The 15,403-nt window shown below is 71.5% G+C and carries 18 protein-coding genes and 5 tRNA genes; 16 read left to right on the forward strand and 7 right to left on the reverse strand.

Annotated features, from left to right (window positions below; genetic code table 11):
* Nucleotides 1–51 precede the first annotated feature (51 nt).
* From CNQ36_RS28030 to CNQ36_RS28050, 5 genes are all read left to right on the forward strand, one after another.
* A tRNA-Gln gene (locus tag CNQ36_RS28030) sits at nucleotides 52–123 on the forward strand.
* 38 nt (nucleotides 124–161) lie between these two features.
* Nucleotides 162–234, forward strand: a tRNA-Glu gene (locus CNQ36_RS28035).
* Between the two features lie 29 nt (nucleotides 235–263).
* Nucleotides 264–336 (forward strand) — tRNA-Glu (locus tag CNQ36_RS28040).
* 21 nt (nucleotides 337–357) lie between these two features.
* Nucleotides 358–429, forward strand: a tRNA-Gln gene (locus CNQ36_RS28045).
* Nucleotides 430–456: 27 nt separating this feature from the next.
* Nucleotides 457–529: transfer RNA gene (locus CNQ36_RS28050), tRNA-Glu, on the forward strand.
* Nucleotides 530–570: 41 nt separating this feature from the next.
* Here the strand turns inward: CNQ36_RS28050 and CNQ36_RS28055 are convergent.
* The gene (locus CNQ36_RS28055) at nucleotides 571–1,215 is read right to left on the reverse strand and encodes a MerR family transcriptional regulator (RefSeq protein ID WP_004924949.1); all 645 of its coding nucleotides are present in this window, start codon (nucleotides 1,213–1,215) and stop codon (nucleotides 571–573) included.
* Between the two features lie 90 nt (nucleotides 1,216–1,305).
* Here CNQ36_RS28055 and CNQ36_RS28060 point away from each other — a divergent pair, with 90 nt between their 5' ends.
* Complete coding sequence (locus tag CNQ36_RS28060; protein WP_121548032.1) at nucleotides 1,306–1,839, forward strand: DUF4188 domain-containing protein; 534 nt, start codon at nucleotides 1,306–1,308, stop codon at nucleotides 1,837–1,839.
* Nucleotides 1,840–1,906: 67 nt separating this feature from the next.
* Here the strand turns inward: CNQ36_RS28060 and ndgR are convergent, their stop codons facing one another.
* Nucleotides 1,907–2,620 (reverse strand): IclR family transcriptional regulator NdgR, encoded by a 714-nt coding sequence (ndgR, locus tag CNQ36_RS28065; RefSeq protein WP_004924944.1) that lies wholly within the window; start codon nucleotides 2,618–2,620, stop codon nucleotides 1,907–1,909.
* 195 nt (nucleotides 2,621–2,815) lie between these two features.
* On the opposite strand from ndgR, the gene leuC reads away from it, so the two are divergent.
* The 4 genes from leuC (at nucleotide 2,816) to CNQ36_RS28085 (ending at nucleotide 6,142) form a co-directional block, all read left to right on the forward strand.
* Complete coding sequence (gene leuC / locus CNQ36_RS28070) at nucleotides 2,816–4,243, forward strand: 3-isopropylmalate dehydratase large subunit (RefSeq protein WP_121548033.1); 1,428 nt, start codon at nucleotides 2,816–2,818, stop codon at nucleotides 4,241–4,243.
* Nucleotides 4,244–4,249: 6 nt separating this feature from the next.
* Nucleotides 4,250–4,843, forward strand: a complete 594-nt coding sequence (leuD, locus tag CNQ36_RS28075; RefSeq protein ID WP_121548034.1) for a 3-isopropylmalate dehydratase small subunit — start codon at nucleotides 4,250–4,252, stop codon at nucleotides 4,841–4,843.
* 290 nt (nucleotides 4,844–5,133) lie between these two features.
* Nucleotides 5,134–5,364: an SCO5555 family protein gene (locus CNQ36_RS28080; RefSeq protein WP_004924936.1), complete on the forward strand. Its 231-nt coding sequence runs from the start codon at nucleotides 5,134–5,136 to the stop codon at nucleotides 5,362–5,364.
* A gap of 136 nt (nucleotides 5,365–5,500) precedes the next feature.
* Nucleotides 5,501–6,142, forward strand: coding sequence for an HU family DNA-binding protein (locus tag CNQ36_RS28085; protein ID WP_004924933.1), 642 nt, complete (start codon nucleotides 5,501–5,503; stop codon nucleotides 6,140–6,142).
* Nucleotides 6,143–6,250: 108 nt separating this feature from the next.
* Here the strand turns inward: CNQ36_RS28085 and CNQ36_RS28090 are convergent, their stop codons facing one another.
* The gene (locus CNQ36_RS28090) at nucleotides 6,251–6,454 is read right to left on the reverse strand and encodes a hypothetical protein (RefSeq protein ID WP_040906068.1); all 204 of its coding nucleotides are present in this window, start codon (nucleotides 6,452–6,454) and stop codon (nucleotides 6,251–6,253) included.
* A gap of 9 nt (nucleotides 6,455–6,463) precedes the next feature.
* Complete coding sequence (gene cofC / locus CNQ36_RS28095; RefSeq protein WP_121548035.1) at nucleotides 6,464–7,102, reverse strand: 2-phospho-L-lactate guanylyltransferase; 639 nt, start codon at nucleotides 7,100–7,102, stop codon at nucleotides 6,464–6,466.
* Nucleotides 7,103–7,274: 172 nt separating this feature from the next.
* Here cofC and CNQ36_RS28100 point away from each other — a divergent pair, with 172 nt between their 5' ends.
* From CNQ36_RS28100 to CNQ36_RS28110, 3 genes are all read left to right on the forward strand, one after another.
* Nucleotides 7,275–8,072, forward strand: a complete 798-nt coding sequence (locus CNQ36_RS28100; protein WP_004924928.1) for a lysophospholipid acyltransferase family protein — start codon at nucleotides 7,275–7,277, stop codon at nucleotides 8,070–8,072.
* Entirely contained in the window at nucleotides 8,069–9,079 is a 1,011-nt protein-coding gene (locus CNQ36_RS28105; RefSeq protein WP_004924925.1) for an NAD(P)H-dependent glycerol-3-phosphate dehydrogenase, read from the forward strand. Before CNQ36_RS28100 ends, CNQ36_RS28105 begins: the two co-directional genes overlap by 4 nt.
* An 82-nt stretch (nucleotides 9,080–9,161) precedes the next feature.
* Nucleotides 9,162–10,319: a D-alanine--D-alanine ligase family protein gene (locus tag CNQ36_RS28110; protein WP_121548036.1), complete on the forward strand. Its 1,158-nt coding sequence runs from the start codon at nucleotides 9,162–9,164 to the stop codon at nucleotides 10,317–10,319.
* Nucleotides 10,320–10,344: 25 nt separating this feature from the next.
* Here the strand turns inward: CNQ36_RS28110 and CNQ36_RS28115 are convergent, their stop codons facing one another.
* Together CNQ36_RS28115 and CNQ36_RS28120 are read right to left on the reverse strand one after the other, a co-directional pair.
* Nucleotides 10,345–10,845: a DUF3515 domain-containing protein gene (locus tag CNQ36_RS28115; protein WP_004924916.1), complete on the reverse strand. Its 501-nt coding sequence runs from the start codon at nucleotides 10,843–10,845 to the stop codon at nucleotides 10,345–10,347.
* 20 nt (nucleotides 10,846–10,865) lie between these two features.
* Nucleotides 10,866–11,099, reverse strand: a complete 234-nt coding sequence (locus CNQ36_RS28120; protein WP_004924914.1) for an Lrp/AsnC family transcriptional regulator — start codon at nucleotides 11,097–11,099, stop codon at nucleotides 10,866–10,868.
* A gap of 206 nt (nucleotides 11,100–11,305) precedes the next feature.
* On the opposite strand from CNQ36_RS28120, the gene CNQ36_RS28125 reads away from it, so the two are divergent.
* A complete protein-coding gene (locus CNQ36_RS28125; RefSeq protein ID WP_004924910.1) occupies nucleotides 11,306–12,271 on the forward strand; it encodes a thiamine-phosphate kinase in 966 nt (321 codons plus the stop codon).
* Complete coding sequence (gene thiD / locus CNQ36_RS28130) at nucleotides 12,268–13,056, forward strand: bifunctional hydroxymethylpyrimidine kinase/phosphomethylpyrimidine kinase (protein ID WP_121548037.1); 789 nt, start codon at nucleotides 12,268–12,270, stop codon at nucleotides 13,054–13,056. The genes CNQ36_RS28125 and thiD overlap by 4 nt, the downstream gene beginning before the upstream one ends.
* A 112-nt stretch (nucleotides 13,057–13,168) precedes the next feature.
* Here thiD and rpmB read toward each other — a convergent pair whose 3' ends face one another.
* On the reverse strand, nucleotides 13,169–13,354 hold the full coding sequence (gene rpmB / locus CNQ36_RS28135; protein ID WP_004924906.1) for a 50S ribosomal protein L28: 186 nt from the start codon (nucleotides 13,352–13,354) through the stop codon (nucleotides 13,169–13,171).
* A 268-nt stretch (nucleotides 13,355–13,622) separates the two neighbouring features.
* Here rpmB and CNQ36_RS28140 point away from each other — a divergent pair, with 268 nt between their 5' ends.
* The gene (locus CNQ36_RS28140) at nucleotides 13,623–15,356 is read left to right on the forward strand and encodes a DAK2 domain-containing protein (protein ID WP_121548038.1); all 1,734 of its coding nucleotides are present in this window, start codon (nucleotides 13,623–13,625) and stop codon (nucleotides 15,354–15,356) included.
* The last annotated feature ends 47 nt before the right edge of the window (nucleotides 15,357–15,403 follow it).

The raw sequence follows: 15,403 nt of genomic DNA on the forward strand, positions 1-15,403 counted from the left end.
GTCCCGAAGCGTCGCACTAGAACAAGAACCCCTCAGGGGCTTGCGTTCCAGTGGCCTATGGTGTAATTGGCAGCACGACTGATTCTGGTTCAGTTAGTCTTGGTTCGAGTCCAGGTAGGCCAGCTCGCAGAGCTCATCTGCACCGCGGATCACATCCGCAAGCCCCCGTTGTGTAGCGGCCTAGCACGCTGCCCTCTCAAGGCAGTAGCGCCGGTTCGAATCCGGTCGGGGGTACTGGTTCCGATCATCTCGGAACTGCTAGGGCCCCCGTTGTGTAGCGGCCTAGCACGCCGCCCTCTCAAGGCGGTAGCGCCGGTTCGAATCCGGTCGGGGGTACTGACTGGTCTAAACCATCATTGGTCTATGGTGTAATTGGCAGCACGACTGATTCTGGTTCAGTTAGTCTTGGTTCGAGTCCAGGTAGACCAGCAGGATCTGCGGAAACGTATGATCCACGCCCCCGTTGTGTAGCGGCCTAGCACGCCGCCCTCTCAAGGCGGTAGCGCCGGTTCGAATCCGGTCGGGGGTACACACGGCGAAGCCCTCCACCCCGGTGGAGGGCTTTCGCGTTCACTCGATCCCGTACCGCCGGGCCGACTCCTCCTCCTGCGCCAGCCGGCGCAGCGCCCGCAGCACCGGTTCGAAGAGCACCGCGGAAGCGACCGCCATCTCCACCTGTTCCGTGCGTGAGTCGTACGTCTCCATGTGGTCGAGCTGCCTGCGTGCCACCTGCAGCATCAACTCTCCGTAGGGCTTCAGCAGTTCGGCGTCCCAGGAGTAGCCGAGCCGGTGCAGCGCCGCCACCGCCGCCACCAGTGAACGGTGCACCGGGGAGAGCGGGGCGAGTTCCCGGGACGTCTCCCAGCCCAGCGACACCAGCAACCGGTCCACCTCCGCCCGCGCGGTGGCCACGGACGGATCGTCCTCGTCCGGCTCGGGGTCCTGGGGCAGCGCCCACAGGGCCGCGCCCAGGCGGATCGTGCGGCCCAGCGAGTCGTCGTCGACATGGCCCAGCACCTCGCGCGCCGTCGCCACCGGGATGCCCCCCACCTGGATCAGGGCACGCACCAGCCGCAGCCGCCGCAGATGCTCCTCGCCGTACTCCGCGGTCGTCGCGTTGACCCGGTGGCCCGGCGGCAACAGTCCCTCTCGCAGGTAGTACTTGATCGTCGCGGTGGACACACCACTGCGCTCGCTCAACTCGGCCAGCCGCACGTCTTGCGCCTCTCATGGGATAGCGGCACTATCCAAGGGTCGGTGTGGTCCAGCGCCGCTCGCCAAGCCTACGGATCGGGGGGAAGTGTCATGTCGCGCAGGTTCTCCGTCGCCGAACGCACGACCGCGGCAGCCGAGGGGGATGTCGTCGTCCTGTTGATCGGCATGCGGATCAACCGCTTCTGGGCGGTGCACCACTGGCTGCCCGTCCTCCTGGCGATGGTGCGCATGCTGCGGGAGCTGGGCCGGCAGCCGGAGCGCGGACTGCTCGGCCACGTACTGCTCACCGCCTCCCCGCGGACCTACTACGTCGTCCAGTACTGGGAGTCCAAGGAGAAGCTGTACGCCTACGCGCACGCCCCCGACGCCTCCCACCACGCCGCGTGGGCCTTCATCAACCGCAAGGAGCGGGCGGGCAAGGTACGCGGACACGTGGGCCTGTGGCACGAGACGTACCTGGTGCCCGAGGGTTCGTACGAAGCGATCTACGCGGACATGCCGGCGTTCGGCCTCGCGGCGGCGCACGGACAGGTGCCGCTGGAGCGGCGCGGACGGCGCGCCAAGGACCGGCTGGCCCACCGGTCGGGGAAGGTGCCGTCGCGGGCGGCCGGCGACGGGTCCTGAGACGCGGAAAGGGCCCGCCGCGGCGTTGAGGCGGGCCCGGATCCCACGGGAGGGTACGGAAAGGGGTTCAGGAGCGGCGCAGCGCCTCGGAGAGGCGGCCGGCGGCGTCGATGACGGCCTGGGCGTGCATACGGCCCGGGTGGCGGGTCAGCCGCTCGATGGGGCCGGAGACCGAGACGGCGGCCACCACGCGGTTCGACGGGCCGCGCACGGGCGCGGAGACGGAGGCCACACCCGGCTCCCGCTCGCCGATCGACTGCGCCCAGCCGCGGCGTCGCACGCCCGACAGGGCCGTCGCCGTGAAACGGGCGCCCTGCAGACCGCGGTGCAGCCGCTCCGGCTCCTCCCAGGCCATGAGGATCTGCGCCGAGGAGCCGGCCTTCATCGTGAGCGTGGAACCCACCGGAACCGTGTCCCGCAGACCCGAGAGCCGCTCCGCCGCGGCGACGCAGATCCGCATGTCGCCCTGGCGGCGGTAGAGCTGGGCGCTCTCACCGGTCACGTCGCGGAGGTGGGTGAGCACCGGGCCGGCCGTGGCGAGCAGCCGGTCCTCGCCCGCCGCCGCGGCCAGTTCGGCCAGGCGCGGGCCGAGAATGAAACGGCCCTGCATGTCGCGCGCCACCATGCGGTGGTGTTCCAGCGCCACGGCCAGGCGGTGGGCCGTGGGTCGTGCCAGTCCGGTCGCCCCGACCAACCCCGCGAGGGTGGCCGGGCCGGACTCCAGAGCGCTCAGGACGAGGGCCGCCTTGTCCAGAACGCCGACGCCGCTACTGTTGTCCATGCAACGATACTTGCGTCTCACTCTGTGAAACGCAAGTTCAATTTTCCGTGGAACCCGCCACTCTGGAAGCACGGAAGCAACGCGGCCCGTGGACCACCGGGCCTGGCGGCGGACGCCCGGAAGCAGGGGTGCGGGCACCGTCTCCTCACCGATCTAGTTGGACCGGCGCACCACTTGCCGGCCGGAGGGACAGCGATGGGTAGGACACTCGCGGAGAAGGTCTGGGACGACCACGTCGTCCGGCGCGCCGAGGGCGAGCCCGACCTCCTCTTCATCGATCTGCACCTGCTGCACGAGGTGACCAGCCCGCAGGCCTTCGACGGCCTCCGCAAGAACGGCCGCCCGGTGCGCCGGCAGGACCTCACCATCGCCACCGAGGACCACAACACCCCGACGCTGGACATCGACAAGCCCATCGCCGACCCGGTCTCCCGGGTCCAGCTGGAGACGCTGCGCAAGAACTGCGCCGACTTCGGCGTCCGGCTGCACCCGCTGGGCGACGTCGAGCAGGGCGTCGTGCACGTCGTCGGCCCCCAGCTGGGTCTGACCCAGCCCGGCATGACCGTGGTCTGCGGCGACTCGCACACCTCCACGCACGGCGCCTTCGGCGGGCTGGCCTTCGGCATCGGCACCTCCCAGGTGGAGCACGTGCTGGCCACCCAGACGCTGCCGATGGCCCGCCCGAAGACCATGGCGATCACGGTCAACGGCGAGCTGCCCGACGGGGTCACGGCCAAGGACCTGATCCTCGCGATCATCGCGAAGATCGGCACCGGCGGCGGCCAGGGCTATGTCCTGGAGTACCGCGGCGAGGCCATCGAGAAGCTCTCGATGGAGGCCCGGATGACCATCTGCAACATGTCGATCGAGGCCGGCGCCCGCGCGGGCATGATCGCCCCCGACGAGACCACCTTCGCCTACCTCGAGGGCCGTCCGCACGCCCCGGAGGGCGAGGACTGGGACGCGGCCGTCGCGTACTGGAAGACGCTCAGGTCCGACGCGGACGCCGAGTTCGACGCCGAGGTGGTCATCGAGGCCGCCGAGCTGTCGCCGTTCGTCACCTGGGGCACCAACCCGGGCCAGGGCGCGCCGCTTTCGGCGTCCGTCCCCGACCCGGCCTCGTACGAAGACGCCTCGGAGCGCTTCGCCGCCGAAAAGGCCCTGGAGTACATGGGGTTGGAGGCCGGCCAGACGCTGCGCTCGATCAGCGTGGACACCGTCTTCGTAGGTTCCTGCACCAACGGCCGCATCGAGGACCTGCGCGCCGCCGCGGACGTGATCAAGGGCCGTAAAGTCGCCGACGGCGTACGGATGCTGGTCGTGCCGGGCTCGGCGCGGGTGGGCCTCGAAGCCGTCTCCGAGGGCCTGGACGTGGTCTTCAAGGAGGCGGGCGCCGAGTGGCGGCACGCGGGCTGCTCGATGTGCCTGGGCATGAACCCAGACCAGCTCGCCCCCGGTGAGCGCTCCGCCTCCACCTCCAACCGCAACTTCGAGGGCCGGCAGGGCAAGGGCGGCCGGACCCACCTGGTGTCCCCGCAGGTCGCCGCCGCCACCGCCGTCCTCGGTCATCTGGCCTCCCCGGCCGACCTCGCCGCCGACGCCCGTACGCCCGCTGGAGTCTGATCAGTCATGGAAGCATTCACCACCCACACCGGCCGGGCCGTCCCGCTGCGCCGCAGCAACGTCGACACCGACCAGATCATCCCCGCCCACTGGCTCAAGAAGGTGACCCGGGACGGCTTCGAGGACGGGCTGTTCGAGGCCTGGCGCAAGGACGGGTCCTTCATCCTCAACCAGCCCGAGCGGCAGGGGGCCAGCGTGCTGGTCGCCGGCCCCGACTTCGGCACCGGATCCTCCCGCGAGCACGCCGTCTGGGCGCTGCAGAACTACGGCTTCAAGGCCGTGATCTCCGCCCGCTTCGCCGACATCTTCCGCGGCAACTCGCTGAAGAACGGCCTGCTGACGGTCGTCCTCGACCAGAAGATCGTGGACGCGCTGTGGGAGCTCACCGAAGCCGACCCCACGGCGGAGATCACCGTCGACCTCCAGGCCCGCGAGGTGCGCGCCGAGGGCATCACCGCCGCCTTCGACCTCGACGAGAACTCCCGCTGGCGGCTGCTGAACGGGCTCGACGACATCTCCATCACGCTGCAGAGCGAGGCGGACATCGCCGCGTACGAGGCGAAGCGCCCGTCGTTCAAGCCGAGGACGCTCACGGCCTGACCCCCCTCGCGGTCGGCGCCCCGGGCCGAAGTCCTCGCCCGAGGTCGACTTTCGGCCACCGGATCACCCCTCCCGTACCCCCGGTCTCCCCGATCGGGGGTACGCGCATGTCTGCACCCGTTCGGCCCCGCGCGTCCCCTTGAGGGCGATCAACTCGGCGCGTTAAGAAGGTGGTTGTTGGGGTACACGTGTCACGTGCCGGTGATCGGCACGTGTGCCCGGACGGCCGTCCGAGGCGGTAGTTGCCCCCTGCGCAGGCGACAACTCGCCCCAGATGGCACAATCTGTGCATGGAACGCGACGGCCAACTCGAGCTCTATGCGGCGGTCGCGGACCGGCTCAAAGAAGCGCACGCAGCTGTGCGCGCACTGCAAGTCCCGGAGGGCGTACGGATGGCGCTGACCCGGAAGCTGCTGGTCATTACGGCCGCGGCCAAGCACGATCTCGCCGGTGCGGCAAGGCGTCTGGAGCGGTTCATCGAGGACCTCGACGAGGGGCGATTCCCCGAAGAGGAACGCTGAACCAGTCGAGACAGCCGAGTTCGTTGCGGCACAAGGGTGATTAGCCCGTTTCGTGTTTGATTTGCGGTATATATCTGCCTAACGTGCGAAAAAGCTTGAACACTTTCGTTCCGGCGATGTCTCCGAAGGGGAAGACGTGAACAAGGCGCAGCTCGTAGAAGCGATTGCCGACAAGGTGGGCGGCCGCCAGCAGGCCGCCGAGGCCGTCGACCACGTACTGGACGCCATCGTCCGCGCGGTCGTCGCAGGTGAGAGGGTCTCGGTCACCGGCTTCGGTTCGTTCGAGAAGGTCGACCGCCCGGCGCGCTACGCCCGTAACCCCCAGACGGGCGAGCGGGTTCGGGTGAAGAAGACCTCCGTTCCGCGCTTCCGCGCGGGCCAGGGCTTCAAGGACCTGGTGAGCGGCTCGAAGAAGCTGCCGCGCGGCGGCGAGGTCTCGGTCAAGAAGGCGCCCAAGGGCAGCCTGACCGGTGGTGCTTCGGCGACCGTGAAGAAGGCCGCCGCGAAGAAGACCACGGCCAAGAAGGCCGCCGCCGCGAAGAAGACGGCCGCCAAGAAGGCCCCGGCGAAGAAGGCCACCACGAAGACCGCGGCGGCGAAGAAGACCACCGCGAAGAAGGCGCCCGCCAAGACCGCGGCGACGGCGAAGACCACCGCCGCGAAGAAGACGGCCGCCAAGAAGGCGCCGGCGAAGAAGGCGACGGCCAAGAAGGCGCCCGCGAAGAAGTCGACGGCGCGCAAGACCACCGCCAAGAAGACCACCGCCCGCAAGAAGTAGCGGGTTCGTCTCGTCCTCTCCTCGGGCAAGCCGTTCACACGCGCACGGGCCGGACTCCTCCGGGAGTCCGGCCCGCGGTGTGTCCGGGACGGCCCGCGGCCGGACCGGTCAGAACGTGTGGAGCGTCACCAGCGTGATCCGCCGGGCCTCGCCCTCGCCCTCCGTCTCGACCCGCACCCGCTGCCCGGGACGCAGCAGCCGCAGACCCCCCGCGTCGAACGCCGGGGCGTCGAAGGGCACCGGAGTGCCGTCGTCCAGGAGCACCTGGCCGCTGCGGCTGTCGGGGTCGTAGGTGTACGCGGTCGCCTGCATGTCGGCAGCCTACTGCTCGGTGGTCAGCACCCGCGCGGCGACCGCGGCCGTGTGGGGGCCCACTCCCAGCGCCAGCGCCGCCCGGAGGTCGTCGCCGGTGTCCACGTCCTGCCGTACCGAGTCCACCGCGTCCAGGAGCAGTTCCCCGGCGCCGGACGCCCGGTGCCGGGCACGGGAATCGGGGCCGAAGGACGGCCGCAGTTCCCGGCCGCGGCCCGCCGCCAGCAAAGTCGTGCCGATCCCGGCGGCGTCGGCGAGGAACGCCCGCGGGAACGCGGCGGCCGCTCGGAGGACGCGGGCCAGCTCCGGCGGGCGGAGCGCCGGCAGATCGGCGTTGAGGGCGGCCACGCCGGCCGCGTGGCGACGGGTGCCCGCCACCGTCGCCCCATGGGCGAGGGCCGCGTTGAGGCCGGCGCGGGGAGCGTCGGGGACGATCCCCGCGCCCAGCGCGCCCAGCTCACGCGCGGCCAGCGCGTCGTTGGTGACGACCACCACATCCCGTACCGCCGGACACTCCAGCGCCGCCGCCACCGTGTCCTGGGCGAAGGCGAGCGCCAGCCCCGGGCGCAGGCCGTCGTCCGCGGTGTCCGAGAGCCTGCTCTTGGCCTGGGCCAGCGGCTTCAGGGGTACCACCAAGGTCCACTGCACGAGTGTTGCGTCCCTCTCTTGTCGCGGCCATTGTCACCCGGAGCACGGGGGACCAGGGGGGTCGGGGCGTACGGTGTTCTCGACACACCGGCGGCCGGGGGCCACACTTGTGCGGCCCGGCTGGCCTCCGGGTCCGGGCCGGGCCCGTCATTCGGAAGAGGAAGGTGTACTTGTGCCGCGCCGCAGAATCGGCTTCTGGTACCGCTTCGCCGCGGTGATCTGCAAACCGCCGCTGGTGGTTCTGCTCAAGCGGGACTGGCAGGGAATGGAGAACATTCCGGCCGATGGTGGATTTATCACCGCGGTGAACCACAATTCGCACGTCGATCCCTTCGCCTACGCGCACTTTCAGTACAACACCGGACGCGTTCCGCGATTCCTGGCGAAGAGCGGCCTTTTCAACAAGGGATTCATCGGCGCCGCGATGCGCGGGACCGGGCAGATCCCCGTCTACCGCGAGAGCTCGGACGCGCTCAGCGCCTTCCGGGCGGCCATCGACGCCGTGGAGCGCGGCGAATGCGTCGCCTTCTACCCCGAGGGCACCCTCACCCGCGACCCGGACGGCTGGCCCATGACCGGCAAGACCGGTGCCGCGCGCGTCGCCCTGCAGACCAGGTGCCCCGTGATCCCCGTCGCCCAGTGGGGCGCCAACGAACTGCTGCCGCCGTACGCGAAGAAGCCCAGCATCCTGCCGCGCAAGACCCACCGGGTGCTGGCCGGGCCGCCGGTGGACCTCGACCGCTTCTACGACCGGGAGATGACCCCGGAACTGCTCAAGGAGGCGACCGAGGCCATCATGGCCGCCGTCACCCGCCAGCTGGAGCAGATCCGCGGCGAGAAGGCGCCCCAGACGCCCTACGACCCGCGCCGTGAGCGGGTCGAGCAGCGCCGCAGGACGCACACGCAGAAGCGGGAGGAGCGGGCGCGCAGCGCCAGGCCCACCGCGCGGGAAGAAGGGCTGGGCACGTGAGCGAGCCGGTCAAGGCGGCCGTCTTCGGCACCGGATCGTGGGGGACGGCCTTCGGCATGGTCCTCGCCGACGCCGGCTGCGACGTCGTTCTGTGGGGGCGGCGCCCCGAACTCGCCGAGGCGGTCAACTCCACCCGCACCAACCCCGACTACCTGCCCGGCGTCGAGCTCCCGGAGAACCTGCGGGCCACCGCGGACGCCGCCGAGGCCGCGCGGGGCGCCGACTTCACCGTCCTCGCCGTCCCCTCCCAGACCTTGCGCGGCAACCTCGCCGACTGGGTGCCGCTGCTCGCGCCCCGCACGGTCCTGGTGTCGCTGATGAAGGGCGTCGAACTCGGCTCCGCGATGCGGATGAGCGAAGTGATCGACGACGTCGCCAAGGTGGGCGCCGACCGCATCGCCGTGGTCACCGGCCCCAACCTGGCCCGGGAGATCGCCGCCCGGATGCCCGCCGCCGCCGTGGTGGCCTGCACCGACGAGGGCGTCGCCCAGAAGCTCCAGACCGCCTGCCACACGCCGTACTTCCGGCCGTACACCAACACCGACGTCATCGGCTGCGAGCTGGGCGGCGCCGTGAAGAACGTGATCGGGCTGGCCGTCGGCATCGCGGACGGCATGGGACTCGGCGACAACGCCAAGGGCTCGCTGATCACCCGCGGCCTCGCCGAGACCACCCGGCTCGGCGTCGCGCTCGGCGCCGACCCGCTGACCTTCTCCGGGCTCGCGGGCCTGGGCGACCTGGTGGCCACCTGCTCCTCGCCGCTGTCGCGCAACCACACCTTCGGCACCAACCTCGGCAAGGGGCTGACCCTGCAGGAGACCATCGCGGTCACCAAGCAGACCGCCGAGGGCGTCAAGTCCTGCGAGTCGGTGCTGGATCTGGCCCGCCGGCACGGCGTCGACATGCCGCTCACCGAGACGGTCGTCGGCATCGTGCACGAGGGCAAGCCTCCGGTGGTCGCCGTCAAGGAGCTGATGTCGCGCAGCGCGAAGCCCGAACGACGCTGAGCGACGGCCCCCTCCGTTCGGCCCACGCACGGCGTTGCGGGCGCTGTGTCCCGGCCCTACGGGCGGGTACGCTCATCGCGATATGAGCACCGAGAACCTCCCCCAGAGCCCCGAGCAGCCGTCCCGCAAGCCGCGTGTGGCCGTCGTGTTCGGCGGGCGCAGCTCCGAACACGGGATCTCCGTGGTCACCGCCGGCGCCGTCCTCAAGGCCATCGACCGGACCAGGTACGACGTCCTGCCGATCGGCATCACCCAGGACGGCCGGTGGGCGCTCACCGCCGACGAACCGGAACGCATGGCGATCAGCGACCGCCGTACGCCCAGCGTCGACCAGCTCGCCGAGTCGACTGAGGGCGGTGTGGTGCTCCCCGTCGACCCCGCCAACCGCGAAGTCGTCTACAGCGAGCCGGGTTCGGTGCCCAAGGCGCTCGGCGAGGTCGACGTGGTCTTCCCGGTGCTGCACGGTCCCTACGGCGAGGACGGCACCCTCCAGGGACTCCTGGAGCTCTCCGGCGTCCCCTACGTGGGCTCGGGCGTGCTCGCCTCGGCCGTCGGCCAGGACAAGGAGTACATGAAGCGGGTGTTCACCTCGTTCGGGCTGAAGGTCGGTCCGTACCTGGTGATCCGGCCGCGCGAGTGGGAGCGGGACGAGTCCGCCGCCCGCAGGAAGATCGTCGACTTCGCCGGCGAGCACGGCTGGCCGCTGTTCGTGAAGCCCGCCCGCGCGGGGTCGTCGATCGGCATCACCAAGGTCGACGACCTGTCCGCCCTGGACGAGGCGATCGCCGAGGCCCGGCGCCACGACCCGAAGATCCTGGTGGAGGCGGCGCTGCGCGGCCGCGAGATCGAGTGCGGCGTGCTGGAGTTCGAGGACGGCCCGCGCGCGTCGCTGCCTGCCGAGATCCCGCCGCCCGACGCGCACGCGTACTACGACTTCGAGGCCAAGTACATCGACTCCACGCCCGGCATCGTGCCCGCGCCGCTGACCGACGAGGAGACGGCCGAGGTACGCCGGCTCGCGGTGGAGGCGTTCGACGCGGCCTCCTGCGAGGGGCTCGTGCGCGCGGACTTCTTCCTCACCGAGGACGGCGAGTTCGTGATCAACGAGATCAACACCATGCCCGGCTTCACGCCCATCTCGATGTACCCGCAGATGTGGCAGGCCACCGGCGTGAGCTACCCGGAGCTGGTGGACCTGCTGGTGCGGGCCGCGCTGCGGAGGCCGACCGGGCTGCGCTGAGCCGCGGAGGGCGACCGGAAGGCGATCAGGAGGCGATCCCCTCGGGGATCGCCTTCTTCACGGCGGGGGCGAGGTCGATCAGCACGCCCGTGCTGTCCCGTCCGTCGGTCACCGCGACTTCCACGTACGCCTCCCGGTTGGCGGTGGTGAAGCGGTACGCGTCGCCGTCCTGCTTCTCCATCAGCCAGTCGACGCCGTTGACGCCGCCCGGTACCGCGTCGGCGTCGTGGCCGTTGGCCACCTTGGGATCGGTCATCTTCGGCGGCCGTTCGACCCCGCACCGCAGTATGATCGCCACGCCGCCCCAGCCCGCGGTCAGTTCGGACGCGGGTTCGGGATCGTCGCGACTCTCACCGTCCACCTTCGCCGGCAGGGCCTTGTCCAGGTTCTGGCACAGCTCGGTGACCTTCGCGTCCGGGCCTGGAACCGCCGTGGACGCGCTGTCGTCTGCTGAGGAGCAGCCCGCGGCGGTGATCAGTACCGCGAGCGCGGACAGGACGGCGTGCCGGCGACGGAAAGAGTTCACCGGCACAGGGTAGACGGGGGCTACAGATGGACGACCGGGCAGGTCAGGGTACGGGTGATGCCGTCCACTTGCTGGACTTTGGCGACCACCATCCGGCCCAGGTCGTCGACGGTGTCGGCCCGGGCGCGCACGATCACGTCATAGGGTCCGGTCACGTCCTCGGCCTGGACGACTCCAGGGATCTTGCCGATCAGATCGGCGACGGTCGACGCCTTGCCGACCTCTGTCTGGATCAGGATGTACGCCTGTACCACGGAACCTCCAGGGCGGCCACGAGGATCATGTGGGGAAAAGGAACGCCACGGTATCGCGTCGCCGCGCCCCGCGGGGAGACCTGCGGGGACCGGGCCTTGCGCGCCGGGGTACAGACACGAGAGAAGTTGACGGTCACTTCGACCGTAGCGAGGACTCGAACGACTCGCGACCGGGCACGGACAGGGATAGAAGGGTCGAAAGGGAAATGAAGGGCACTGTTGGTGAGCTCGGGGAGTTCGGGCTCATCAGGGAGCTCACCTCCCGTCTCACCACCACCCCGGCGGTCCGGGTCGGCCCCGGCGACGACGCCGCGGTGGTCTCCGCGCCCGACCGCAGGGTCGTGGCCAGCACCGACATCCTGCTGGAGGGCCGGCACTTCCGCCGGGACTGGTCCACGGCCTACGACGTCGGCCGCAAGGCCGCGGCGCAGAACCTCGCCGACATCGCCGCCATGGGCGCCGTGCCGACCGCGCTGCTGCTCGGTCTCGTCGTCCCGGCCGAACTGCCGGTGACCTGGCCCAGCGAACTGATGGACGGCCTGCGCGACGAGTGCCAGGTCGCGGGCGCCGCGGTCGTCGGCGGCGACGTCGTCCGCGGGGACACGATCGCGGTGTCGATCACCGCGCTCGGCGACCTGCGCAACCAGGAGCCCGTGACCCGGGGCGGGGCACAGCCCGGTGACCTGGTCGCGGTGACCGGCTGGCTGGGCTGGTCCGCGGCTGGGCACGCGGTGCTCTCCCGCGGTTTCCGCTCGCCGCGCGCCTTCGTCGAGGCGCACCGCCGCCCGGAACCGCCCTACCACGCTGGACCGGCCGCCGCCGGGCTGGGCGCGACCGCGATGTGCGACGTGAGCGACGGGCTGATCGCCGACCTCGGGCACATCGCCGAGGCCAGCAAGGTCCGCATCGACATCCGCTCCGGAGCCGTCGACATCCCCTCGCAGATGAACGACATCGGCCAGGCCGTCGGCGTCGACCCGATGCAGTGGGTGCTGACCGGGGGTGAGGACCACGCCATCGTGGCGACGTTCCCGCCGGACGTGAAGCTGCCCGCCCGCTGGAAGGTGATCGGCGAGGTGCTCAACCCGTCGGCGCTGCCCCAGGTGACGGTCGACGGGGCGCCCTGGACGACCCAGGGCGGCTGGGACCACTTCGGGGACATCGAATCGTGAGCGCGCCGCCCCGGGTCCTCACCGTCGCCGGCTCCGACTCCGGTGGCGGCGCCGGCATCCAGGCCGATCTGAAGACGATGCTGGCGCTCGGCGTGCACGGCATGAGCGTGCTCACCGCGGTGACCGCGCAGAACTCCCTGGGCGTACAGGGCGCCTGGGAGCTGCCCGTGGACGCGGTGCGGGCCCAGTACCGCAGCGTCGTCGACGACATCGGGGTGCAGGCGGTCAAGACCGGCATGCTCGCCTCCGCCGAACTCGTGGAGACGGTCGCCGACTTGATCGCCGGCACGGACGCGCCGGCGGTGGTCGACCCGGTCGGGGTCTCCAAGCACGGGGACCCGCTGCTGGCGGCCTCCGCGCTGGACTCCGTACGGACGAGGCTGCTGCCGGTGGCCACCGTGGCCACACCGAACCTGGACGAGGTGGCGCGGCTGACGGATGTGAGGGTCGCGTCGGAGCCCGACATGCGCCGGGCCGCGGAGGCGGTGCTGGCGTTCGGACCGCGCTGGGTGGTGATCAAGGGCGGCCATCTGCCCGGCGACGCCGTGGACCTGCTTACCGACGGGTCCGAGGAGCACTGGCTCCGGGCGCCGAGGCACGACAACCGTCACACCCACGGCACGGGCTGCACCCTGGCCTCGGCGATCGCCTCGGAACTGGCGAAGGGCCGCTCCGTGCCGGATGCGGTGAAGGCCGCGAAGGCCTACGTCACCGGAGCGATAGCGGAAGGCTTCGCCCTGGGCGCGGGGATAGGCCCGGTGAACCACGCCTGGAACCTCGACTGAGGCCGGGCTGCGCTACGGAGCAGGAAGCCCTGCAAAGCAAGAAGCCGGCCCACCACGAGGTGGACCGGCTGTTGCGGCGAAACCGGTTGCGGCCGCGCGCTCAGCGAAAGCGTCAGCGCGAGACCTTGCCGGCCTTGATGCACGAGGTGCAGGCGTTCACGCGCTTCGGCGTCCCGCCGACCACGGTACGCACGCGCTGGATGTTCGGGTTCCAGCGACGGGGCGTACGGCGGTGCGAGTGCGAGATGTTGTTGCCGAAGCCCGGCCCCTTGCCGCAGACGTCGCAGTTGGCAGCCACGGGTCACTCCAAAGACTTCAGATGCACTTACGGTTGATCCCGGCGTGCCGGGATCGGGATCACCGGGCTCCAGGAGCCGGTGCTGTCCGAGTGGCGTTGCCAGGGGGAGAGGCCCGATCGGATCGGGCAACCGGAGCAGCATACAACGGCTGCGCCCGTAGAACGAAACTACCACGGCAGCTCAGAGGCCCGCTCCCGGCCCTCTTCCGGCCGGCGGCGTCCCACGGTCTACGCTGCCTGCCACAACCGGCAGCTCAGGGAGGCGCAGGTGGCGCAGGTGCCGCAGACATTCTTCGATGCTCTCGCGGTGCGTACCTGGTGCGGTCTCGCGCTCGATGCGCTGGGACGCTCCCGTGAGGAGATCGACGCGATCAACGTCTATCCGGTGGCGGACGGGGACACCGGCACGAATCTCTATCTGACCGTCGAGTCGGCCGCCGCGGCGGTGGAGGCGGTGTTCACGGGACACCGGGCCGGCGGGAACCGGGAGCCGACGCTGGCGGACGCGGTACGGGCGATGGCGCACGGCGCGCTGATCGGCGCCCGCGGGAACTCCGGGACGATCCTGGCGCAGCTGCTGCGCGGCATGGCCCAGGTGCTGACCGGGGACGGCGCCCCCGCCCACGCCGACGGGGACGGGCTGCGGCTCGCCCTGCGGCACGCGGCCGACTCCGCCCGGCAGGCGGTGGCGCACCCCGTCGAGGGCACGGTCCTCACCGTCGCGTCGGCGGCCGCCGACGCCGCCGACGATGCCGGCGGCGACTGCGCGGCGGTGACTCGTGCGGCCTACGAGGGCGCCCGCGCCGCTCTCGCCGAGACTCCGGCCCGCCTCGCCGTCCTGCGGCGCGCCGGTGTGGTGGACGCCGGCGGCAGGGGGCTGGTGGCGGTGCTGGCGGCGCTGGTGGAGACGTTCACGGGGGAGGCGCCGCGCGGCCTCCCGGCGGTGGGGGGACCGTGGAGCGGCTCCGTGCGCGCCGCCGGCCCGGGACTCCACGCGCGCGTGGAACACGTGGACGCGCCGGCGGACGACGGCGCCGCCGAGTGCGCCGACCACGGCGGCGCACCGGAACCCGGGGGCCCCGCCTTCGAGGTGATCTATCTGCTGGAGGCCGGGGACGAGGCGGTGGCACGGCTGCGGGACCGGCTCGACGGACTCGGCGACTCGCTCGTGGTGGTCGGCGGGGACGGGCTGTGGAACGTCCATGTGCACGTCGACGACGCGGGCGCCGCCGTGGAGGCCGGCGTCGAGGCCGGACGGCCGTACCGGATCCGGATCACCCATTTCGGCGCGGGGGACGTCCACACCACCGGCGCCGAACCGCCGGCGCCCGGGGAACGCGCCCAGCGGGCCGTGGTGGCCGTGGTCCCCGGCGAGGGCCTGGCGGGCCTGTACGCCGAGGCCGGGGCGACCACCGTGCTCGCCCGGCCGGGGGAGCCGCCGGCCAGCGGCGAACTCGTCCAGGCCCTGCGGCGCGCGCACGCGCGCGAGGTGGTGCTGCTGCCCAACGACGCCGACCTGCGGCACACCGCCGCCGCGGCGGCGGAGCAGGCCCGCGCCGAGGGCATCCGGGTGGCCCTCATCCCGACCCGCTCCGCGGTCCAGGGCATCGCGGCGCTCGCCGTGCACGAACCGGAGCGCCGCTTCGACGAGGACGTGGTGGCGATGACGTCGGCGGCGGGCGCCACCCGCTACGCCGAGGTCACCGTCGCCGAGCGCCAGTCCTGGACCATGGCGGGCATCTGCCAGGCCGGGGACGTCCTCGGCCTGGTCGACGGCGACGTGGCCGTGATCGGCCAGGACGTCACGGCCACCGCCGAGGCCGTACTGGACCGGATGCTCTCGGCCGGCGGCGAACTGGTCACCCTGGTCCTGGGCGACGAGGCCCCCGAGACCGTCGCCGCCCGTCTGGAGACCCGGGTCCGCGAGGGCTACCTCGCGGTCGACACAGTGACCTACCACGGCGGCAGACAGGGCGCCCTGCTGCTCATCGGGGTGGAGTGACCCCTGCGGGACATCCGCGGGAAGCCGGGCCCCGGTGACCGCGGGTT

Origin of the sequence: Streptomyces fungicidicus, assembly GCF_003665435.1 — a bacterium.
In the GTDB taxonomy this organism is placed as follows: Bacteria; Actinomycetota; Actinomycetes; order Streptomycetales; family Streptomycetaceae; genus Streptomyces; species Streptomyces fungicidicus.